This is a genomic window from Ureibacillus chungkukjangi (assembly GCF_044795995.1).
GTDB classification, from domain to species: domain Bacteria; phylum Bacillota; class Bacilli; order Bacillales_A; family Planococcaceae; genus Ureibacillus; species Ureibacillus chungkukjangi.
Genome location: NZ_CP085009.1, coordinates 2,564,304 through 2,588,112 on the forward strand (window position 1 = coordinate 2,564,304; position 23,809 = coordinate 2,588,112).

22 protein-coding genes are annotated in these 23,809 nt (G+C 36.4%); 6 read left to right on the forward strand and 16 right to left on the reverse strand.

The genetic code is table 11. The features are described 5' to 3' along the window. Positions 1–6 precede the first annotated feature (6 nt). The 6 genes from LG296_RS12740 to LG296_RS12765 all read right to left on the reverse strand — a co-directional run bounded on the left by LG296_RS12740 (position 7) and on the right by LG296_RS12765 (position 7,000). A complete protein-coding gene (locus LG296_RS12740) occupies positions 7–981 on the reverse strand; it encodes an ABC transporter permease (protein WP_107934648.1) in 975 nt (324 codons plus the stop codon). Beyond that, complete coding sequence (locus tag LG296_RS12745; RefSeq protein WP_107934649.1) at positions 981–1,925, reverse strand: ABC transporter permease; 945 nt, start codon at positions 1,923–1,925, stop codon at positions 981–983. The genes LG296_RS12740 and LG296_RS12745 overlap by 1 nt, the downstream gene beginning before the upstream one ends. A 90-nt stretch (positions 1,926–2,015) precedes the next feature. Further along, positions 2,016–3,851 carry a peptide ABC transporter substrate-binding protein gene (locus LG296_RS12750; RefSeq protein ID WP_107934650.1) on the reverse strand — a complete coding sequence of 612 codons (1,836 nt, stop codon included), beginning with the start codon at positions 3,849–3,851 and terminating at the stop codon, positions 2,016–2,018. Between the two features lie 278 nt (positions 3,852–4,129). After that, a complete protein-coding gene (locus tag LG296_RS12755) occupies positions 4,130–4,924 on the reverse strand; it encodes a M55 family metallopeptidase (RefSeq protein ID WP_404427009.1) in 795 nt (264 codons plus the stop codon). Beyond that, positions 4,921–5,664, reverse strand: coding sequence for a M15 family metallopeptidase (locus LG296_RS12760; RefSeq protein WP_404427010.1), 744 nt, complete (start codon positions 5,662–5,664; stop codon positions 4,921–4,923). The genes LG296_RS12755 and LG296_RS12760 overlap by 4 nt, the downstream gene beginning before the upstream one ends. A gap of 280 nt (positions 5,665–5,944) precedes the next feature. After that, on the reverse strand, positions 5,945–7,000 hold the full coding sequence (locus LG296_RS12765; protein WP_251401331.1) for a P1 family peptidase: 1,056 nt from the start codon (positions 6,998–7,000) through the stop codon (positions 5,945–5,947). A 265-nt stretch (positions 7,001–7,265) separates the two neighbouring features. On the opposite strand from LG296_RS12765, the gene LG296_RS12770 reads away from it, so the two are divergent. From LG296_RS12770 to LG296_RS12790, 5 genes are all read left to right on the forward strand, one after another. Next, positions 7,266–7,439, forward strand: a complete 174-nt coding sequence (locus LG296_RS12770; RefSeq protein WP_107934653.1) for an asparagine synthase — start codon at positions 7,266–7,268, stop codon at positions 7,437–7,439. Positions 7,440–7,832: 393 nt separating this feature from the next. After that, complete coding sequence (locus LG296_RS12775) at positions 7,833–9,188, forward strand: hypothetical protein (protein ID WP_404427011.1); 1,356 nt, start codon at positions 7,833–7,835, stop codon at positions 9,186–9,188. 50 nt (positions 9,189–9,238) lie between these two features. Continuing rightward, positions 9,239–9,511: a hypothetical protein gene (locus LG296_RS12780; RefSeq protein WP_251401326.1), complete on the forward strand. Its 273-nt coding sequence runs from the start codon at positions 9,239–9,241 to the stop codon at positions 9,509–9,511. A 174-nt stretch (positions 9,512–9,685) separates the two neighbouring features. Then, positions 9,686–9,958, forward strand: coding sequence for a Parvovirus coat protein VP1-like protein (locus LG296_RS12785; protein WP_251401325.1), 273 nt, complete (start codon positions 9,686–9,688; stop codon positions 9,956–9,958). A 174-nt stretch (positions 9,959–10,132) separates the two neighbouring features. Next, entirely contained in the window at positions 10,133–11,155 is a 1,023-nt protein-coding gene (locus tag LG296_RS12790; protein WP_251401324.1) for a low specificity L-threonine aldolase, read from the forward strand. Positions 11,156–11,237: 82 nt separating this feature from the next. Here the strand turns inward: LG296_RS12790 and LG296_RS12795 are convergent, their stop codons facing one another. The 9 genes from LG296_RS12795 to LG296_RS12835 form a co-directional block, all read right to left on the reverse strand. Then, complete coding sequence (locus LG296_RS12795) at positions 11,238–12,692, reverse strand: sensor domain-containing diguanylate cyclase (RefSeq protein ID WP_404427012.1); 1,455 nt, start codon at positions 12,690–12,692, stop codon at positions 11,238–11,240. 337 nt (positions 12,693–13,029) lie between these two features. Then, the gene (locus LG296_RS12800; protein ID WP_251401321.1) at positions 13,030–14,073 is read right to left on the reverse strand and encodes an ABC transporter substrate-binding protein; all 1,044 of its coding nucleotides are present in this window, start codon (positions 14,071–14,073) and stop codon (positions 13,030–13,032) included. Positions 14,074–14,157: 84 nt separating this feature from the next. Beyond that, positions 14,158–15,036, reverse strand: a complete 879-nt coding sequence (locus LG296_RS12805) for an ABC transporter permease (RefSeq protein WP_251401320.1) — start codon at positions 15,034–15,036, stop codon at positions 14,158–14,160. After that, positions 15,037–15,840, reverse strand: coding sequence for an ABC transporter permease (locus tag LG296_RS12810; RefSeq protein ID WP_251401306.1), 804 nt, complete (start codon positions 15,838–15,840; stop codon positions 15,037–15,039). A gap of 4 nt (positions 15,841–15,844) precedes the next feature. Then, the gene (locus LG296_RS12815) at positions 15,845–16,627 is read right to left on the reverse strand and encodes an ABC transporter ATP-binding protein (RefSeq protein WP_404427013.1); all 783 of its coding nucleotides are present in this window, start codon (positions 16,625–16,627) and stop codon (positions 15,845–15,847) included. 238 nt (positions 16,628–16,865) lie between these two features. Further along, positions 16,866–18,050 carry a NupC/NupG family nucleoside CNT transporter gene (locus LG296_RS12820; RefSeq protein WP_251401299.1) on the reverse strand — a complete coding sequence of 395 codons (1,185 nt, stop codon included), beginning with the start codon at positions 18,048–18,050 and terminating at the stop codon, positions 16,866–16,868. Between the two features lie 446 nt (positions 18,051–18,496). Beyond that, positions 18,497–19,051, reverse strand: coding sequence for a dihydrofolate reductase family protein (locus LG296_RS12825; RefSeq protein ID WP_404427014.1), 555 nt, complete (start codon positions 19,049–19,051; stop codon positions 18,497–18,499). A gap of 19 nt (positions 19,052–19,070) precedes the next feature. Beyond that, the gene (locus LG296_RS12830) at positions 19,071–20,033 is read right to left on the reverse strand and encodes an alpha/beta hydrolase (RefSeq protein ID WP_404427015.1); all 963 of its coding nucleotides are present in this window, start codon (positions 20,031–20,033) and stop codon (positions 19,071–19,073) included. 214 nt (positions 20,034–20,247) lie between these two features. Next, positions 20,248–22,305: a hypothetical protein gene (locus LG296_RS12835; RefSeq protein WP_404427016.1), complete on the reverse strand. Its 2,058-nt coding sequence runs from the start codon at positions 22,303–22,305 to the stop codon at positions 20,248–20,250. Between the two features lie 174 nt (positions 22,306–22,479). Here LG296_RS12835 and LG296_RS12840 point away from each other — a divergent pair, with 174 nt between their 5' ends. Next, a complete protein-coding gene (locus tag LG296_RS12840) occupies positions 22,480–22,812 on the forward strand; it encodes a hypothetical protein (protein WP_404427017.1) in 333 nt (110 codons plus the stop codon). 90 nt (positions 22,813–22,902) lie between these two features. On the opposite strand, the gene LG296_RS12845 is transcribed toward LG296_RS12840, so the two are convergent. After that, positions 22,903–23,799, reverse strand: coding sequence for an NAD(P)/FAD-dependent oxidoreductase (locus LG296_RS12845; protein ID WP_404427018.1), 897 nt, complete (start codon positions 23,797–23,799; stop codon positions 22,903–22,905). Positions 23,800–23,809 lie beyond the last annotated feature (10 nt).

Below are 23,809 nucleotides of genomic sequence, written 5' to 3' on the forward strand. Positions count from 1 at the left end.
CCCCCTCTATACATGATTCTTTGGATCTGCAGCATCTGCAAATGCGTTTCCAATAATATAAAAAGCAATTGTAATAATACTTAAAACAACACTTGGGAAGATTAATTGATAGCGAAGATCTGGCGACATCATTAGTACACGCCCTTCATTGATTAAATTTCCTAATGAGGGTTCACTAATTGGCAAGCCTAAGCCAATATACGTTAAAAATACCTCTGCCCCAATCGCAAACGGAATTGCTAAGCTCATTCGTAGCATAATAACGGAAATTAAATAAGGTAATAAATTTTTTAATATAATTCGATAGCTTGGAGTCCCCAAGCATTTTGATGCCAGGTTATACTCTCTATCTCTTAAAATCACAATCTGATTTCTTATAAACCTTGCCATCTCCACCCAGCCCGTTATACACATCGCAATGATGATCGTAGAAATACTCGGTCGTAAAATATAGGACATTAAAATTAGAACAATCGTAGTCGGTATATTTTCAAAAATGTTATACACCTGAGTAATCGGTGCTTCAAGCTTTCTTGAAAAGCCCCAAAGTGCCCCTACTGAAATTCCTACCAAAACCTCTGCGAATGCAACGACAAATCCTATAAACAGCGAGGTCCTTGTTCCTGCCCAAATCCTCGACCATAAATCCTGTCCAATTGAATTTGTTCCAAACCAGAAATCTTCTCCTGGCGTAATGTTTCGTGCCTGAGAACCAGTTTGTTCATCGATATAAATTTCTGTTGGAGATTTTTGATAAGGTAGATATGGTTGAACAATAACAAAAGCAATTATTAGTCCTACCACTACTAATAGAAAAACAGCTATTCGATTTTTTAGAAAGGATTGCCAGGTAGAGCGCCAATATGAATAATTTGAATAACCTGTTTGCTCCGCCTTTTGGTCATCTACAACAGCGAAGTCAAATAAATTTTCGTTTGACTTTTTTGAAATATTCGAAATTTCCTCAGAAAAGATTCCCATTATCGAACACTCCCCCCTTTACCGAGCTTGATTCGAGGATCGACAATTGCCATCGCTAAATCTCCTAAAAACAGCCCAATAATTCCTAGAGACGAGAAGATTAATACTAATCCTTGCACGACAGAATTATCCTGACGTTGGATGACATCAACTAGTAAACCGCCCATCCCAGGAATCGAATATAAGGATTCAATGTATATCGAGCCTGTAATTGTAAATAAAATTGTAGCAGGTAAATACTGTGCCATAGGGATAAAAGCATTTCGCATCACATGCTTAAACATTAACGTTTTCTCTTTAACTCCCTTAGCCCGAGCTAGTTTTATATAATCTTTATTGAGCTCATCCACCATGTAACGACGCATCCACATTGCATAAGAGGCTGTTGGAGCTAAAGCCATGGACGTTAGCGGCAGAATCCAGCTTGCTGAATTATATTCATCAAACAGCATTGGTAAATTTAAAATATCCGTTACATACATTTGAATGAATATATAATAGACCGCTGCTGGAACAGCAACAACGAATACAATATAACCTGTTCCTAATCGATCAAGCCATCTTCCTTTCATATGGGCCATCAAAATTCCTAAAGGTACCCCAACAATAAGAGACAGTGCAACAGCACCAAGCCCAAATAGTAACGAATATATAATCTTTTCAGATATGATTGTCGTTACTGCGACATCCGTACGATATGTAACAGAAGTTCCTAAATCACCCATTAATAAGTCTGAATAGAAATTCCCTAACTGTACAATCAGTGGGTCACGAAGTCCTAAATTTGTTAAATATACTTCCTGCTGTTCAGGCGACATTTTTTCAGCTGCTGCTCCTAAGTAGCCTTCTTCAGGCATCAGTCGCAGTAACGAGAAAACAATAGTAATAATGATAAAAAGCGTTAATACGGATTGCAGTAATCGTTTTCCTATATACCACAGCATATTCTAACCCCCCAACAATTTACGCCAAATAATGAAGGAAGGAGACACCAAAACTGGCTTGGTCATCTCCTTCTTCTTATTAGTTAAAATTTATTTTTCTGCATTCGCTAACGCTTCGGCACGCTCTTGTTCCCATGCTGCTTGAGCTTCTTTAAATTCATCGTTACTCATTGGTTTGTCTAAAAGATTTTGGCCTTTAAACTTCTCAGCCGTCACACCAAATGGTGAGTATTGTGCTTCAAACGGATTTAATTTTGAAGCAATATAGCCAGTTCCACCTACTGCATAAGGAATAACAAATGCTTCTTCGATTAGGAAGCTCTCTGCTTTTGCAAATAGTTCATAGCGTTTAGCTAAATCCATTTCTGATTTTGCAGCGTCCACCATGTTTTGATATGTTGATTTACCGTTTGAATCTTTGTAGCCTTCAGCAAATTCAGGCTTGTTATACGAACCACCTTCAGTAAATGGATCTGTGTAGGATGCAGGATCTGCATAGTCAGGTCCCCAGTTCACTTCTAATAATGCAAATTTACCTGGACGACGAACTTCACCTAAGAATCCAGTAGAAGGTCCAGCTTCCACGATCACATCAATATAGTCTGTACCTAGTAGTCCTTCAAGCTGTTGTTCTACAACTTGCGCACGGTTAGCCCAATCAGGAGAACCTGAGTTATACGGCATTAATACTTTAACTGGGAATGTTGCTTTTCCATCAAGTTCAGCCATTGCAGTTTCTTTAAATTCCTTCGCTAAATCGCTATTAAAGGAATCAGTATTTGTAACATCAGCCAGAGGTGCTAATTGTGTATAGTCCACACCTTCCACATCGACAAAGTTCTTCGGTGTAATTGTATTACTCAGCATATCATTTGGATTGTATGGCTCTGTTGTTAACATCGCAGATACTCGGTCAAGTCCATGGTAAAGCGATTTACGGAAGTTTTTGTTGTTCACAACCACCTTCCAATTCTCTGGCTCATACTCTGCATCGAATTGTGGGTCAAAGTTTAAAGCATAGAAATACGTATAGAAGTTATTTTGACTTTGACGTACTTGTGATTTTTTCTCTTCGTCATTGAACCATTCGTCAATTACGGATGTCGGAATTGAAGCGGCATCGACTTCACCACGCAAGAATAGCTCTGGTGCAACAGTTCCAGCTTCTTTATTGTATTTATAGCGGATACGGTCAATTAACACATTTTCTTTATCCCAATATGTGTCATTTTTTACAAGTACACGCTCATTTTGAGGTTCAAATTTGTCTAAAATGTAAGATCCATTGTAAAGGAAATTTTCGTTAGTTGTTCCAAAACTTTCGCCCTTTTCAGCTAAGAACTCGCCGTTTACAGGGAAGAAGCATACATAGTTGAGCATCGAAAGGAAATATGGTGTTGGATTCTCTAATGTGTATTCCACTGTATGGTCATCTAGCGCCTTCACACCAACCTCTGTAAAATCAGTAACCTCCCCGTTATAGAAGGCATCACCGTTTTTCACCACAGTTGCAATCCAAGCTGTCGAGGATTCATTTTTTGCATCTAGCACGTAATTCAAGCCATCTACAAAGTCCTGTGCAACAACATCTGCATATTCTTCACCATCATGAGTAACCCATTTTACACCTTCGCGAAGCTTGAAAGTCCATACGGTTGCATCATCATTTGACGACCATTCTTCAGCTAGGCCAGGTTGTACAATTCCATACTGATCATACTCGATCAAGCCATCTACTAAATTCGCCGCAACGGCAAATTCATTTGTTTCAGAAGTTTTTAAGTAATTAAGTGTTTTAATCTCCCCTGAATATACTGTACGGTATTCTGATACTTCTTTTTCAGAAGACTCGTCTCCCTTGTCGCTACATGCTGCTAGAACTAGCACAGACACTGTAGCTAAAAGCAATAACCACAACTTTCTCATAAAACCCCTCCTGTTTCTTTACTATCTCTTTTTTTATAATGAAAATCCTAGTTCAGGCTTGGCTGACATTGTCATGAATTGTGTATTAAATGTCGGTTTACCTGATATAGGATCATCCATTCATATCCATTCATAGCAAAGGCAAATCTGAATCGCCCATAGACAAATAGCAATATTTCGAATATTCTACGTAAATAGCAGCGTAGTTTTAATGGTGTAAACAGGGGTACTTCAACTACGCCTACTAAAAGATTTAATATTTTTAATCCAGCTTCTATCTACGTTAAAAATTGTAAAATACGTAATACTTCATAATAATCCTCCGTAACATATTCAACCGTATTATGTGGTTTAAATGTTGCACCTGGATAAAATGAATTACGAAATGCACGAGCATGGTCTCGGTAAACTATTTCTACCGTGAACTTTTCTGGTAAATCTACCTGCAAACTCTCTCTATCTAAACTCATTGCTTCTTCAACTAATATTCTAGTTTCTTTAAGCGTTAAGTTCGGACTAACACTTACCGTTGCACTTCCGATACCTTCCTTCGTAGCAAAGGTAAGAATATTTTCATTCAATTCATGAATTTCTTCTATAAGACCTTCATCACCACTAACAAAGGCAACCGGGACACCATGCAATCTAGCAGCATAGGTATTTATTAAAAATTCACTAGCATATTCTCCATTAATTTTCACATCAGCATTGACTACTAAAGTGTGCGCTAACGGGTTGCGGTGACTTCCCCCTTTACTGTGATAGCCTATGAAAATTGCTCGGTCAAAGCTTTCGTCAAGCCCAGTTACCATACACATTGGATCTCCCGTCCAGCCGCGAATAACTTTACAATTTACTGGCAAGTTCGAGATATCAATGTTACGAGCCGAATCATGCGCATCCTTAAGCAATATTTCTGTAGCTCCACCTGCTATAGCGCCCTCAATCGCTGCCTCTACTTCCTTCGTCATTTGCTTTAAAAAGGGTTGAATATCCTGTGTATTAAGCTCCGTTTCAATCCAAGCTGTTGTACCAGTAATGCCTTCAATATCTGCACTAATATATACCTTCATAAATATCGAAACTCCTTTATTTGATGTGTCTCTATTATTGCTTCTACAGCTCTATACATTGCCTTTTGTGCATTGACTCGCCTTGCCCATGTCACATTCCCGTAGTCATAATGCCACCATTCCTCTGAATAGTTTGTGAATCCGACAGCTGTCATCGCATTATACAAAAGACGCCTATTTTTTAATGCTTCATCATTTTCCTCAAGATGCTGCTCATAATAACGGGTTGCTGACTTTTCGCTCATCTCATCAAATGCACCCCCAAGATTTAGGGGGTTGCCTGCTAAATCTCCTAAGGTTAAATCAATGGCCCCTCCTGTTATATGCGGCGACGTTTTATTTGGCTCTACACTGGGAAATGCTACAAATTTTAGTGTTTCCTCTAAAACTGCTGCATCCGAATAATCTGGATTTTTGTTTTTAACCTCTTGAGAAAACAGCTGAAATAAATGCTCTTGTACCTGAAGAGGACGGTAGCCATCATATAAAATGAAGCTATAATGCATAGGTAATAGAGTCAAAGCTTCTATCAATTTTTCACAGGTGCTTTTACGTAAATAGATTGTTTGTAAACTATTGGGGATTCCTTGCTCAAAATACATAGGTTTTATAAAAATTTTGGGATGTGCATTAACTTTTACTAGTGGTTCACGATTTTCGTTCACTTTAGGTTTGTTCTTGATAGAGGAAAACTCAAGCTTTGAAATTGGTTTATAAATATCCACTTGTATAGAAATCACCTCACACCATGTATAATTATTTAAAGTATATGAATATTTTGATTATTTCGTATTTAAAAACAAATCTATCATACTTTACATTTTTTTACTAGGCAGTAAATAATATTAATGGAAATTAATTATCTATTTAACATTATTATGTAATAACATATCCTCACTATTTAATTACCTTAAACTCCTCTATCTAAACGATTTACTACATTACTTAAATTTCTATTTCTATTTAAAAAAAGTTATCTAAGGATTTTTGATTCCTTAAATAACTTAACTTATTTCAAATTTATTTTATGAATTCGTACGCTTGAACTACATTCCCATCCCGTCCAGAAGTCGTCTCTGCTTGAGAAAGCGAGTTAATAATGGCTTCCTCGGTTGCCTCTGCTGTGGCTGCAAACAATTCATTCATAACAGGATGATCCTCACGTAGCTGTGTATGACTTTCTATTACCTTATTGGTTGAATGCGGAATATCGTGTGCTGTTGTGAAGCCAATTACAACATCACCACTTCCATGTGCAAAGTAGCTTCCTGTTCTGCCTAATCCTACGCTACAGCGTTTAATAACACGGGTTAATTGTCTGCTACTTAGCGGTGCATCTGTAGCAAGTACTATCATAATTGAACCGTCTGTTGGTGAAATAGTCGACTTGGGCTGTGCATTTGAGATTATATAATTTTCTTTTAAAAACTCTGAGCTTTTCCCGAAATTAGTTAATACCATACACCCAATAGTAAATGACATATCTGTATTTTCTACTTTCACTATACGAGAGGATGAACCTATTCCACCTTTGTATCCAAAGCAAATCATGCCTTTGCCAGCACCAACTGCTCCTTCTTTTGCAACCTCGTTTGAAGCTTCTTCAATGGCTTTTTTAGCATGCTCGGGTTTTACAGGACATGCTCTGATTGAATTTAAGTGACTATCATTACATTCACCAACGACGATATTAATGGTTCCGGTCTTGATTCCGATATCTTCATTGGTTTCCAACATATATTCAAGGGTACCTTGTGTCACTTGAGGCACACTAAACGTATTTGTCAGCATAATAGGTGATTCAATCACACCTAGTTCATTTACCTGAATTAGCCCCGCAGATTTACCAAAACCATTTATGACATAGCTTGCTGCTGTCACCTTATTTTGAAATAGATTACCGTCGTGAGGCAAAATGGCAGTTACCCCTGTACACGCATAATCCCCTTCCTTTCCTAGCTCATAGTCTAATGTGACATGCCCTACCTTGACACCCTTTACATCAGTAATACAGTTTTTCTTTCCTGTTGGAAGCTTGCCTATTTTAATACCTAAATCACGAGCTTTTTTCCTCATATGTACACTCCTTTTTCAAGCTATTATTATGTAAAGTTTCTAAACGCTCATAAAACTACGCTTTTCTTTAATATTTTTAAACTTCAAGAAAACCTGCAAAATTCCTTCTTTAAAAATCGAACAAAGTATTTTCCCTTATTATGTGTCCTAAGATTTATCGCTAATCAAAGTTTATAGTCAATTTACCGAATATCAACTGTATTTGTAAGTCATAATAGGGATGGTGAGTTTACACCTACTAACAATCGATGTGGAGGGAACTTTTATGAACAATATTCGTGAAGGCTTAATTCCAACTGTACTTGGGTCAGCTGTAACCGCTGCAGGGTATGCCATGAAACAAAAAGGTTCTAACCAAATGTTGGCGAACACCCTTTTCGGGTTCGGATTGGCGCACATTGTCTTAGGTGCAATTGACCTAGTCGAGCATCGTCGTTAGTAAGATTTAAAGGAGCACATAACGTGCTCTTTTTTCATTATTATGGAAATTGCAAAACTTTCGTATAGGTATTGCAATCTCATAACAGGAGAAATTCCCGCTAATGTAGATATAGGTAACTTAAGAAGCAAATATAAGCGAAAGATTTCCCTTTAATTGCATTAAATTAGACAAAATTCAAAGATTTTCCCACTATAACAGGAAAAACTTCCTTTATTATTAAGAAAATATAGGTATTTATCTAATTAGGCGGAATTTTCCTTTTATTTTTTCCCTCTAGCCCTATATACTTAGGCAGAAAAGACCTTTTTACCATATTTTACAAGAACCCCCTATTTTGAACACTTTCTCTCATGTATAGTAATAATAAGGAGACTTGTTAGGGGGATTTTAATGAAAAAGTTACTATTTGCATCATCCTTTATGCTGTTAATATTAGTAGGCTGTACAGATAAATTAGAAAATGAAGAAAAAACAGAACAACAGCAAGACAACATTGAGGAAGTGGAGCAAGTTGGTCGAGATGACGAACAGACAGAACCGGTTCCTGCTAATAAAGAACAGCAACAAGCAAACAAAAAACTATCTGAAACACTAACTAATTTATATCGAAAGTATGGAGTAATCCATCCGAACCATAAATATGAAGAAAAACTTGGAGACCTTTACGTTGGAATTGTCTATAGTCAATTAATCGATTTTGACAATGATGGTCAAGAGGAACTATACATTCTTATGAAAAGCAGTCAGTATATGAACGAAGAATTAGAGCATCGCAACGAAGCCGGATATGTTGAGGAAATTTGGGGCATCACAGATCAAGAAGCTAAATTGATTGCTAATAATTTCTATTCCTATTACGAGGACGCTCCCGATATGTCATTTGTAGCGTTAACTGATGGATCGACTGCTATTAAGCGCTATGATTCTCAAAAAATACAATTTTCCACTATGCAAAACCAACAATTTACAGTTTCAGATAGTGAGTTAAACGGCGAGGAGACACCAATCATAAATAAAGAAAATGGCCAAAAACAATTTGCCATAGATTTAAGCGAACCAATTTCATCTATACAAATAGTCATGAATGAGTTATCCAAATATATGAACACTGCTTTCGATGCTGAAACAGAAGCTTTAACACCTGAAATAGACACAGCTATTAGACAATTTATTAACTTTGGAGATATCAACTCCTTGGATTCTACTATGTACGAGAGTATGATTGAGGCTTTAATCTTTAATCAAAAAATAGAAAGCGATCAAGACCCAATCGAGAATTATGGTGCTGGCTTTTCAGAACAATTAATCAAGGATGCTATGAAAAAATATTATTCGGTTGATTTTAAGCCCGATGACCTTGAAGCAAGAAATCCCGATTCAACAGATTTTCATTGGTTGGAGTATAAGGATGGTGTATTTTATTTAGTAGCATCTGAATATTATATGGATATTAACCTGCCGACGACTGAAAAAATAGTGAAGCTATCTGATGATTTGTATTTCATAAAAATCCAAAGCACTGAATTTAAAGCTCTCCAATACAGTATGGATACAGGAGATTATTTTGATTATACAGAGTATATTGATGTTCCGTTTAACGAATGGCCAGAACCTACACATAACTATTTACAAAAGAATATACCGTCCTATCAAATTTTAAAAGAAACAGCTGGTCAATATCAGCTTCTTTATCAAAGCTATAACAACTTGACGGTAGCTGAATTAGAAGCTTTCTTGAAGCAGTAGCAAGTTAGCAATGAAGGTATTGACCAATCTGATAGAAGGCTGGTGAGAATATGCTAGGTGATATTTTTGGTATTTTGGTTTTAATAGCTGTGATGTGTTTCGCCGTTTACTTTGTACTGTTTGTCATTTATAAAATTATTTCAAGTATCAATTATTTCTTCAAATGGCGTAAGTGGACACCTGCAGAACGGGCCTATGAAAAACGAATACGACAAAGATACTCCGGCTCAAACGGGGCAAATGGATGGTGGACATTTGACTCTGGAGGAAGCGGAGGATCAGACTGCGGTAGCGATGGAGGTGGTGGAGGCGGCGGTGATTAAGCTGTCCAGCCGCCCCCACTTTTCACGTTAGCACCTAAAACTCCTTAACTATTGGAATTTTAGGTGTTTTTTATATTCAAAATACATCCCCTTGAAACTAGTTGGATAGCCCTTACTAAAAGAGTTGTAAACACATATGCTAGAACAACTAGAATTAGAGGAGAGGTTCTATCTATGAGAAATGGGAGATTTGGCTTCTGCTATCCCGGATATCGATATTGCGGTCCTGGCTGTTCAGGTCCTGGTGCCCCTACAAATCCTGTAGACGCCTGCTGCAAATTCCATGATGAGTGCTATATGTACAATAGAGATAGAGGTAGTAGAAGAGGCTATTGCGACAATTTATTTCAGCAATGCTTAAATCAGTATACTTACATGAACAATAATCTAGGAAAAGATGCTAGGTTATTTTCAAATGCTATTAATATGAAGAATTTTTTCTTCTAAATTATTTGAGGCATGAACACTCACTTACCTTTGCGTATTCATGCCTAACTTACTTAAATAATCCGTTTTCTTCTCTCACTTTTCACCCTTCTTCCTTAATCAAATATTCTAAACTTCTTGAATATACAATTAATGTTATACTATTAAAAAAATAGTAAAGAAGGTTAGTAGAATATGAAATACAGTTTTAAAAATGATTATAGTGAGCTTTGCCATCCTGCACTTTTAGAGGCGCTACTAAAAGCAAGCACTGAACAAAATACCGGCTATGGCTTGGATAAGCATACAGAAAATGCAAAGTACTTAATAAAAGATAAGCTAGAAAGCGATAATTGTGATATCCACTTCGTAACTGGAGGAACCCAAGCTAATGCTTCAGTAATTTCCCATATTTTGCGACCATACGAAGCGGTTTTAGCTTGTAGCTCTGGGCATATTAATGTACATGAAACTGGTGCAATCGAAGCAACAGGACATAAGGTTTACACTGCTGAAGGTATTGATGGAAAGCTAACTACAGCAGATATTGAAGCTGCATTAGCATATCATCAAGATGAACATATGGTGAAGATTGGAATGGTTTACATTTCACAATCCACAGAGATTGGTACAGTTTATAGCTTTGCTGAACTAAAAGCATTATATGAATTGTGCAAAGAGAAACAACTATACCTGTACATAGATGGTGCACGCCTTTCAAGTGGTCTTGCAGCAAGTGATGTGGAATTCAATCAATTGAAGGAGCTTTGTGATGTAATGTATATCGGTGGTACAAAAATCGGTATGCTAAGTGGTGAAGCAATTGTAATCTTTAACGATCAGTTAAAATCTTATTTTAGATATCATATTAAAAATAAAGGTGCAATGCTTGCCAAAGGCTATGTATTAGGCATTCAATTTGAAGCCGCTTTTAACGATAATCTTTACTTTGAAATGGGGCAGCATGAGAATGAATTAGCACACTTTCTGAGCAATGAGTTAAAGGAGTTAGGGATTCCTCTATTAAGTGAATCACCAACGAATCAAATCTTCCCTATCTTCACAAAGGAACAAGTAGACGAATTACAAAAAAATTATGCCTTTGAAATTTGGGAGCCAGTTGAAGACAAAATTGCAATACGTTTTGTTACTTCATGGGCTACAACAAAAGAAGTTTGTGAAGAGCTTATTGAAGACATAAAAGTTGTTATCTCATAAATCTAAAAACCGTCAAAATAAAAATGCAATTTGCAGCCTCGCAAATTGCATTTTTATTATCAATACCTCATGAAATCTTTCATTATTCATCCTCTGATTTCTGAAGCTCTTCTTTTGCAATAACTACACGATTGCGCCCTAAATTCTTCGCTTCATAAAGCGCTGAATCTGCAAGTTCAATTAATTTATTTGGATTGGAAGCTTGTTTAGGGAATACTGCAATTCCTGCAGAGAATGTCACCGATTTCCCTATCGGACTAATTGTGCCTTCGACATTAAGACGTAATTCTTCCGCTATGTCATACGCTTCACCTACACCTGTCTCAGGCAATAATATGATAAATTCTTCTCCACCATATCGACAACATAGGTCTTGCTCCCTCACAGCATTTCGCATTTGGCGGGCTAGAAATCTTAACACTTCATCACCCGCTGCATGACCATAATTATCATTGATCGATTTAAAACGATCGATATCCAACATAATTACAGAGTACATTTTGCCCTGAACTGTCCATGCTTGTAAAACTGCATCCATTGCACGGCGATTAGTTAAGTTTGTAAGTGAATCAATTGAATTTTCATCCTTTAATGTACTAACTTGACCATGTAAAAAAGAAAGACTTTGTATTAAGGCCTTCTTGATTTTAGAGGCTTCATAATACCATGCGTTTAAGCTGTTTAAATTCCCCATTTCGCTTTCATTAACACTATTTTCAGTAATAACAGCAATCTGCTGTAAAGGCTTTGTAATCTTTGCAGCTAATGCTAATACGACGATTATGGAGATTAAAAGTAAAGGCAATTCAAAATAAAAAGTGGTTAATACTTGTTTTCCAACCGAATTGATTGCAGCTTTTCGAGGAGTTTGAACAATTACTCCCCATTTTGTTTTCTCTAATGGGCTGAAGCCGGCAAGCATTTTCTCGTCAAATGTATTTATAACAAACTGTGCCCCACTCTCACCCTTCTCAATTCTTTGTACTACCTTATTTTCTGAAACATCCAAACCTAAACGGGATTTGTCATAATGATAAATAACTCTTCCTTTTGAATCGACCACATATACATAGGTACCGTCCTGATATTGATGCTCACCTAAAACCTTTTCAAAAAAGTTCGATTCATGGATGTATACACTACCATTAATAGCTCCCTTATATTGTCCATCACTCGAAAAAATCGGATATGAAACAGTAATAAGTAACTTTCCAGTAGATGCTCTAAAAGGATCGGAAATTGAAATCTTTTGATTTTCCAGCTGTAAAAGACCTTCTTTTGAAGTAATTCTCTTCCCTTTAAGAGCATATTTTTCAGGGGCTCCTTCTAACATTAGTCCATTAGGATCTGCTATAATTACAGAATTAAATGAACCCTGCTGTTTTTGTAGACGGATTACTTCTTCATTCAACAATTCCTCATCTTCCATCTTGTCCGCAATTTTAGAAGCGCTATAGCCAAGCACTTGTATAGTTTCATCTAAATACAAGTCAACAATTTGAGATAGCTTTTGAGCATAAACCCGATTTTTATCCAAGGATTGTTCTTCTAGCAAATAAATACTTCTTTGATAAATACTAAAAAGACTACTTGCTACTGATAAAAAAAGGCTAATGTTATTAACCCGATGATTAAATATTTTAATTTAATTTTTTCACTTAATTTATACATTCTTTGTTCCCCTGTAAAAAGACTTCAATGCATTTTATTATTCGATAGTTACGAATCTTCATTATACTCTGACGTTTCCATTATTGAAAGTCTTTCCCTCATTAGTTTAACCTATCTTTTGTAAGTACCATTCTTTTCATTTTTAGTAAAAAAAGAGCTTCAAAAGGGATTTAGCCTTTTGAAGCTCAAATAACAAGAGATTATTATTCTGTAGCCATTTCGAAAATTTCATTTGTAAATGCTTCATCCAGATTGGCTTCTTCTTTAATAACTCCAAACTGATGCGCAATATCTGCTGTCTGCTGGAACATCTTCGGATCAGTTTTCCCTAGTTCCTCGACATTAAAGTCTTCAGGTAGAACTAACTTTGCTACTTCTTCCATCATCGTTAGCTGATGCTCTCTTGTACTGCTTCCCTCTTCTGATTCTGCCATTATGATATCGACTGCCCCTTCTGGATCTTCAATTGCAGCTTTCCATCCTTTAATAGAGGCACGAAGGAATTTTGCCGCTGTTTCTTTGTTTTCTTCTAGCCATTCTTTGTTGGCAAATAGATTATCTTCAAGCATAGCAACGCCCTCATCGTTCATATCGATAACATTTAGGTCACTTGCTGGAACGCCTGATTCTAACACGACATGGTATTCGTTATATGTCATTGCAGAAGCAGCATCTAAATCACCCGCTATAAACTGATCCATCGTAAAGGCTTGTTTCACAAAGGAAAGATCACTATTTGGGTCAAGACCATATTTATCAAATAACGCTAAAGCCTCGAATTCGTTTCCTCCCATCCAGTTCCCGACATTCTTACCAGCTAAATCCTTAGGTGAGGTAATTCCTGAATCCTTTTTCGAAATTAGCAATAATCCACTTTCTTGATAAATTTGAGCAATTTGAATTAACGGCATCCCTTGTTCAATATGAGGTAGTAAGCTTGCAACCCAGTCTACTCCGATTTGGGCTGCACCATTAGCTACCTGTTGCTCTGGAACAATATCAGGACCACCAGGAGCAATTGTCACATCTAATCCTTCTTCTTTATAATAGCCCTTTTCAAGCGCTACATAATATCCTGCAAACTGGGCTTGTGGTACCCATTTCAGCTGTAAAGTCACAGGCGTTAAATCTCCACTAGAAGATGTCGCCACTTTCTCTTCATTAGAGCTACATGCTGCTAATACCGTGAATAAGGCTAAAATAACAATTAAAAAGATATAATTCACATTACATACTTTTACTCTCATAAAATTCCCCCTTCAAATTACTTGATTGGTAATATTTTCTTCTTGATATTTTCTGCTTAAGTTGCATTAAAACGAATTTCACTGTTATTTTCTTTCAGATTCATGCCAGCCTATAAACATTTTTTCCAAACCCTCAACAGCTAAATAGAATATCACCCCGGCAATAGAAGCTATAATAATACAGGACCAGCCTAGTGGCATTTGTGCAATTTTAATAGAGTTTGAAAGCAAATAGCCTAATCCCTTGGAGGAATAGAAGAACTCCCCAACTATCGCCCCAATCATACTAGCCGTTGTATTTATTTTTAAAGCAGTGAACACGTATGGCAGGCTATTTGCGATTTTTAAATACTTAAAAACCTCTAATTTCTTTGCAGCATAGCTATGCATAAGATCCAAGGCAAGTGGATTTACATTAGATAGTCCTTTGTGAGCATTGATAGCCATAGCGGCCATTGTCGTGATAGTTACGATTGCAATTCTTGAACCCATACCATTCCCAAACCATAAATTCATAATAGGAGCTAAGGCAACAATCGGGACAGCGTTTAACGCTACAACTATCATCAGCCCACTTCTCCCCCATTTTGGGAAGGCTGATGCAACTAATGCCAGAATAAAGCCTATAGCAGAACCTAATAGCATTCCTAATACCGCTTCAGTGAAGGTATAGCCTGTATATGAAAAAAGAGTGCTAAAGTTCTCTATAAACGCTGCTATTATTGCCGAAGGAATAGGTAATTGATAAGTTTTCAATTGAAAAATTGCATGAAAGATTTGGAATTCCCATAATAGAAGGAAGACTACTCCTGCTGTTAAAGGAATTATTACCTTACTTGGACTATGAAGGTTTTTATTCTTTTTCACTTTAGCGCCTTCAAGCTGTAATGGTTGGTTGGCATTCTCTAGATTCTTCGACGGTGCAACCCAGGCGCTTTTGTGTTCAGCTGTTTTTTCCTCCAATTACTCATCGCCTCCAGACTTACGAAATTCAGGTTGCCAGGGCGTTACCAATCTTTCTATTAAACTTACAATTAGATAACTTAAAATCCCAAGTGCTGCACCAAAAATAACCGTCAGCCAAAACATATAATTGTGAGAAGGGCCATAGTACAGGTTTCGTAGCATGATTACACCAAGTCCTCGTGTCGCACCCATTAGCTCTACTAAAATAGCACCTGTTACAGCTAACGGAGCCGCTATTTTCAACCCACTAAAGAGACTCGGCAGACTTTGGGGAAACCGTAGCCTCCAATAAATCGACCAGGGCTTTGCTGCATAAGAATACATAAGTTCAAGAGCATGTGGATCTGCACTGCGTAAGCCTCTCAAACAATTTAAAGCAACAGGGAAAAATGTCATATAAGCTGCTATTAAAACTCTGGAAATTTGTTCATCTCGAAAAATACCATATACGATTGGTGCCAATCCAAGAATAGGAATCATCTGAGAAGCAACCGCATAGGGAAATGCGAGCTGTTCTACCCATTTAGAAATACTCATTAATACTGCTAGAAAAACCCCACCAAGAGCACCTAAAGCAAAACCCATTACCGCATTTGTTAAAGTAACCGAGCCTTCTGAAAAAAGGGTGCCAGAATAGCTAGAAAAGGTAAAAGCTAATTCATGCAGATACGGAATTTTTGATTGCGCAAGCGGAACCTCTAATATGACCAAGAACCAAGAAAGGATTTGCCAAATGAGCAATAATGCTAGGACAACAACAACGGTTGGAGTAAAACGACCAAATGAAATTTGCCATTTCATATGGCTACACTCCTTCAAAGCTATTTCGAATATCAGAGATTAATTGATAAAATTCTGGGCTATTTCTCATTTCTTCTCTTCTTGGTCTTGGAAGGTTAATTTCAACTATTTTTGAGAGTCGACCAGGGTGTGGAGATAAAACAAACACTCGATCAGATAAAAATATCGCCTCTGGAATGCTGTGCGTAACAAAAACAACTGTATTTCCTACCTTATTCCAAATGGATAAAAGTTCTTCGTTTAAACGTTCTCGAGAAAATTCATCTAATGCTGAAAACGGCTCGTCCATCAATAAGATTTCTGGCTCAATTGCCAATGCTCTTGCAATAGCTACACGTTGTTGCATACCCCCACTCAACTGCCATGGGTATTTTTCTATAAATTTCGATAACCCAACTAAATCCAACAAAGTATTGGCTCGTTCTTCCTGTTCCTCCTTACTTAGCCCCATCATCTCTAAAGGAAGCGTGATATTCTTTTTCACTTTTCGCCAATCGTACAAAACAGGGCTTTGGAATACGATGCCATACTTCCTTGCTAATCTGGCTTCCTTTGTAGTTCCACCTGAAACTGTAACACTACCACTAGTTGGCTGTATTAAGTCTGCCATAATACGAAGCAACGTAGTTTTTCCGCATCCAGATGGTCCCAGCAATGAAATGAACTCTCCCTTTTGAATATCAAAAGTAATATCCTTTAAAGCTAAAACCTGTGTAGCATCAGTTTGATAAGACATACTGACATGGTCTATCGTAATTTCTGGTGTATCAATTTTAGTTAATGTCATAAAATCTCCCCAATCAAAGTAAAATTTGAATTTTTAGATAATTTAAGTCAACTTTTATCACTCTTCATGTAAAGATTACTTACATAATTATATATCTAGCAAAATTAGCTATACATTAGACAAAGTGTAAAAAATTTGAAGGAAAAATTTGATACTTTGAAATATGGAAGATTGGATTTTTCAAAAAAAGCTACAAATCTCTTTAATAATAAAAAGATTTGTAGCCATAGATTCACTATTAAATAAAAATACCAACTAAAGTTGCCGTAAGCATTGATACCATCGTAGCTGCTAATAACATTTTAAGACCGAACTTAGAAATTATTGCAGCTTTTTCTCCATTAATTGCTTGCATAGACCCACTAATAATACCGATTGAGCTAAAGTTGGCAAAGCTGATTAAGAATACTGAAACAATCCCAACCGTTTTTTCTGATAGATCTGGAATATGCTCGATAAATTGTAGCATTGCAACAAACTCATTCGTTGCTAATTTTGTTCCCATCGTTTGACCCGCTACTAAAATGTCACTAGCAGGGATACCCATCAACCATGCAATTGGTGCAAAAACATATCCTAGAATTTCAGTAAATGATAACCCAATTATTGCATTAAAGCCTGCATCGATTACAGCCATTAAGCCAACGTAAGCGATTAACATTGCTGCAACAATTAACGCTACCTTCCCGCCATCTAAAGCACCTACTGAAATTGATTCAAATATAGATTTTGCTGGTGAAGCGTTTTCAGTATCGATCGATTCATTTTTAGCAGCATTTCGTTCTGGTGCCATAATAATCCCTATGATTAATGCCGATAAAGCATTTAATGTCATCGCACCTAATACATACTTTGCAGGTAACATCGTTATGTACGAAGCCATAATTGAAGCAGAAACTGATGCCATTGAAGAAACTGAAATAACGAATAATTTATTGTTGCTCATATTATGAATATGAGTTTTAATCGCTAAAAGTCCTTCTGATTGACCAAAGAAAATATTATTAACTGCGTGGAAAGTTGTAACACTTGATAAGCCAGTTATCTTAGAAAGGAATCCACCTAAATATTTAATAATAAGAGGTAAAATTCGTAAGTAAGTTAAAACCGAAAGCAACATAGAAGTGAAAATAATAATAAGTAAAACATTTACAAAGAATACTGAATTACCTTCTGGCACCCAGCCCCCAATTACAAAGGTAACACCTTCACGGCCAATTTCAATTACTTTAGAAAAGCCATTGCCTATTGCCTCAATTACTGTTAACCCAATTGATGTTTTGAACATAATTAATGTTAGTACAACTTGCATAACTAACATAATTCCAACTGCTTTATAGTCGATAGCCTTCTTGTCATTACTCATTATGTATGCTAACCCAAGAACTACAACTAATCCTAAAATCCCGATTATAATTGACATTATTACTCTACCTCGATTGTTTTAGATTCAGTGCCTCAATACACTACGTAGTTTAATCACTATTCATCTATTAATTTCCAATTACTGCTGTTTAGAAATCTTTTTAAACTTCCTGTAATAAATGAAAAATAATTAATGTATATCGGAAAATTTTATACCACTAGTTACCTATAGTCAAATAGTTATTAGAATAATAGACCGAAGAACTAATATTCTAAAAATAGATAAAGTTTTGTCTTGTATAAATTATTAGTATTATTAAGCGTTTACATAGAAATCGCTATAATAAATAAAAATTCAGAAAATATAGATTTTAATATTTATTTGATATTATTCTATTCGCACTTTTTAAAAAGTTCTTCATTACAAAAAAGACTACCCTCTAAAGCCTAAGAGTTTGACTTTAAAGAGCAGCCTTAATACAAAGCTTGTTCTATTTTTGACAGCTATTTATCTTTGACTTCATAACGCAGCTCAACAAATTGGTTGAAGCTTCTCATACCTGTAAAGTTAAGGTCTAACTGATAATCACCATTTTTGAATAGTGGAATTCCTTCTCCCAAGATAGTAGGGGCAAGTGTAATTATAAATTCATCTACAAGCTTTTCCTTGATGAAGTAAAATAACAGTTCTCCTCCCCCAACTATCCAAATACTTTTGCCTTCTTTCTTTTGTAACTTTTCAACAAATTGGCGTATATCCTCATTTACAAATTTCACATCTTCTGTGTCTTCATGGCTTGTTCTTGTGAATACATAGCATTCTTTATTTTTATATGGGAACTCCTCCAGCTTTTGGTCTATCAGCCAATCGTAAGTTCTTTTTCCCATAACTACTGTATCTACAGTTTCATAGAACTCTGAGTATCCGTTATCCCCTTCACCTTCTACATTAAATAACCATTCAAGGGAATCCTCTTTTGTGGCAATATAGCCATCTAAGGTTGAAGCAATGAATACTACTAATTTTCGATTTGTGTCCATTATTTTCTCCTGTTCCATACTGCGATTTTTTTCTTTACTAAATAAATCTCCCAACAAACTCCCATACTGTACGCCAATAAGTTTCAGGGTCTACCTTTTCTGCTTCACCATGACCAGCACCTTTGATAATTAACTTCTCTTTTTCAACTGCTGCCGCAGCATAAACTTCTTCTAGCATTTCATAGGGTACAAAAGTATCCTGATCTCCATGGATAAATAAAATCGGTTTCACACTTTTTGCAACCTGTTCTACTGCTGAAGCCTCATATAGGTCAAACCCTGCACGAATATTCGTTATCGTATTGGCTGCATTCATTACTGGGAATTCTGGTAATCCAAATAAATCATCTAGCTGATAAACAAACACATCACTGACAGATGAGTAGCCACAGTCTTCTACAATTACTTTTACATTAGGAGGTAGGTCCTCTCCAGAAGTCATCATTACCGTTGCACCACCCATTGATACTCCGAACAATACAATTTCCGCGTACGGGTCTAACTCAATCACTTCTTCAATCCATTGCAAAATGTCTAAGCGATCATGCCAGCCCATTCCAATGTATTCCCCATCACTTTCTCCATGCCCTCTTAAATCCGGAGCTAATACATGAAAGCCTTTTTCGTAAAAGTTACGAATATATCTTGTCATTCCATCTGCACTTGATGTGTAACCGTGAACAGCTATTGCGTATTTATGATTATTTTTTCCGTTTTCATAAAAATTAGCTTTCAGGTTTAGCTGCAGACTGTCCTTTGATACAATCGACATAGTTAAAGCATCTGTTTCGTTTTTAAATTGATTATCTGCTAACTCGGCTGCTTCAGATACTGCTGCCATTACGGCAATGCTCTCTTCAAGGTTTGGATTGTCCTCCATAAACTCTTTTTCATCATTTGCCTTTAAAGCAAAATTATAAAAATAGTTCCCAACCCCAAAATATGTAACACCCAACACTACTAATAAAGCACCTAATATAATGATTATTCTCTTTTTCATAACTCATCCCCCATGGTTATTAATTCAATCTTCTCTCTCTCGTTTCCTCTATGTTTATGGCTAGAATAAGACAAGTGAAATTAATATATTACTATCTTTATGCGACTATGTAAAAAAACTGGAGATTCGATCCCGTAAAAGACCAAATCTCCAGTATAGATAATTCTTAAACTCTAGCGTCTAGCAATATTTTACCTCTGACCTGTCTCCTAATCTATTTAATAAACCGATTCTCAACAGTATCTTCAAAGAATGTTATAAACCCTAGCGTATTGTCTGTTTCAATAATAGATTTGCCTTCAATTTGGTCATAATGTAATTGCTCTTTCCATAGAAAATCTTCCATTCGGACGGATTTTTTATCAGCATCCTGAATCAAGTATGATAAATCACAATAACGATAAATAATTTCTTTTTGTTGGAGTACTTGCCTAAGAGCTGTCGTAATTTTCATGAGGGTACCAAAGTTTTTAAAGCTCATATTTTTCAAAGGACTTGCCGTTATTTGTTTAACACTTATTTCTTTCTCGTCTGAAAAGGTGAAATTTGCGGTAGCCGAAAAACTGTAGTGTACATCACCCGAAAGCACAACCGTGTTACTTGGATTCCACTCTGACAACTGATTCAGGAAATTAGTGAGTCCTTTACCATTGTATCTCCATGCTTCTACATCAAAAATTGTCTGGACATGGGCTCCTAATATTTCAATAGTTGGGAGAAATTGAAGAATGGCCTTTTCGATTAAATCAAATCCTATCACTGGCGTTGGTGAGATGATGATTAATGGATCTTTCTCCACCCATCCACTTAACTGTAGCTGCTTGGTAATTAACTTGTATTCTTTTTCATTCACTAGCTGAGGTGGATAAGCCCTTTCTATAACTAACTGTTCGATAATTGTTGTATTTGGCTTATCATCATATTCTCTCAATGTTCTTGTATCAAGAAATACCGCTTTAGGGTTGGTTGGTGCTACAAAGTGCCATGGCTGGTGCTCCAATATCAAAGCTATCCATTCCTTATAGCTTGCCTCCGTATTCCTGCCACGTAAATCTTTAAAATACCTTTTAACCCCTGAAATGAAAGCATCCTTGAAAATCTGTGGCTCATTCCCCCATCCTTGAAATGCAAAATATGCCGATAATCCATTAGCAACAATATGTTTACCTAATGGTGATTGTGTCACTTTATCTTTCCAATCGGCATTTATATTCAAATCGTCTGTTATATCATGGTCGTCAAAAATTATATACGTTGGAATATTGGCCAATAGCCTTCTAATTTTATAGGTATCTGTGGGGCAACCATTAATGAGCTTTTCCTGTTCGGTAAATCGATTTTGTAATTGTGTTTTTTCCAGCTTCTTAAGCTTATCGGTCGCTCTTGTTAGCTTCAAATGAAAATGGCCCTTCTCAAACGCATTATCAAAGGATTCGTGGAGATTTTCTTCTCTAGCTATTTCCCATAATATCGGACTCCAAGCCAATAAATACATTGCGGCAAACTCTCCAAACTCGATAAGATGATTAGATCCTTTTCTTGTTGATAAGCTTGCCATGTCCTTGATAATATCTTTTCTCGCATTAATTTTATGCAGGGCTGATTGATAATTCGCCAGACGTTTATCAACTGTAACCAAATCCTCTTTTACTCCCATTAATGCCTTACCAAACTGGCTAATGAGGTAAAATATCGGGTCTGCTACATCATCTGCATAAATCTGATCCCCCATCAAAAAGAGTGCATCTGGACGATTGCTTATATCACGACTGTTGTCTACTAAAAGCTGATCACCTTTTGCTAACATATCCTCCCCTTCACCATGTAGCTTTCGACATGAGCCAAATAAAAATTTAGCAGATAACTCCGAGCTTTTTTTAGGGATAAAGAAGGTAGGATATTTTAAAGAATCATAGACAATACTTTGGGGATTGTTGCTGGTCAATAGACCGAGCTTTTCTAGATCAAAGTATTCTTTCTTATTTTTGAAGTGAAGATTATAGCCTATTAATTGATTAGTAGGAAATTTGTTTGAATCGGGGGTTATTTTGATTAGGTGAATAAAAAGGTTTTCTCCAAATTGAATTGTATTTGTGTCAGTAGCTGAAGCTATTTTGGCATAATTATCAGTTTCAGCGATTGAAGTAATTTCACACACCTCGGCGGTTATCGCGTACTCTTTACTTGTCGCCACCCAAATACATACTTGCGATGACTCGAGCCGCCGTATCATTGGACCAGCTAAAAGAGCAGGAAACAAATCTGGATTCATGTATTTCTTCCCCTCACCCTAGACTTTTATTACAATATGCAACAAGCCCAGGAAATGTGTATGAGGGGGTTAGTTAAACGACCTAAAGTATGGGTCTTGTATTTTCAAAAAATTCGAAACTATAATCATCCAATTCCGTAAATATAGTAAGTAAAACTAAAAGGAGGGGATTTTTTGAGAAAAAGATATTTTCTAATTATGACAGCTGCCTTTATCATAGAATTATTCATTACATACCTAGTTGCCCTATTATTTTCAGTCAGAATGATTGAAATAATGTTTTTCATAGGTGTTGTTCTATCTGTTATTATATTTTTCTTTACTAGTAGCGGCGGTATCATCTCAAATATGAGCTCAGCTGAAATAAGTGCTCGAACAGGAATCATGCAAAAAAACGAGCCCTTTATTTTTAAAAGAGGTCCGATTTTTATGGCTTCCATCCTTCTATTAATTATCGGCCTTGTACTCTTTATCTTACTTATTCAAGGGGTTATCCCACCTGCTTAAACTTGGGATAGTTAAACTATAAAGAGCATGGAATAACCATGCTCTTTTTCGTTACCTTGAAAAAGGTACATTCTATGAAAACCTACTATTTTAAAATTCTTCATTCACCAAATCATTAATGACTCCCATGGCCGCCTTCGTTCCTTCACCAGCTGCAACAATTACTTGCATAGGGGTTGATTTAGATATGTCCCCACATGCATAAACTCCTTCAATATTGGTGCGTCCGAAATTATCTGTTTCAATCCCGCCATTTTTAGATAGTATGCAGCCCAATGACTTAGCTAATGGTGATGCTTGTACTAAATTTGTAGTGACAAAGCCTGCCTTTCTTTCAAGCTGACGTTCATTTTTGAATCGAATGGCACTTAAATTTCCATTCATCCCCTCCAAAGATAATATTGTCCCTTCCAATACTTCAATTTTGTTTTTCAATAATAATTCCTGTTGCTCTTTTGAAAAAATTTCCTTACCGTTTGTACAAACGACCAGATCCCTACTCCAATTAAAAATTAATTTTGCCTTATGGAATGCACTTGGATTTTCAGTTATTAGTACAAGTGGTTGATCCTTCAATTCCCAGCCATCACAAAATGGACAGCTAAACAAGCTTGTACCATAGAAATTATGTATTCCATCAATTGGTGGGAGCACATCCTTTAAACCCGTTGCTAAAATTACTTTTCTCGATTCATATATTTTGTTACTTTCTGTATAAATAACAAAGCATTGTGTCTCTTTTTTCAAATCGACGACACGCTCATTATACATTGTGAGATTTGGATATTTCATAAGATCAGCCTTCGCTTGCCTTTTAAATTCTGAAGGCTTAACGCCATCTCTAGTTATAAACCCATGGGATTCATGCGTAACAGCATTTCTGGGGTTATCATCATCAAAAAGCATGATATTTTTCCTTCCCCTTGCAAGAATGAGTGCTGCATTTAAGCCTGAAGGACCTCCTCCGATAATGACACAATCAAACATTCATTTTACC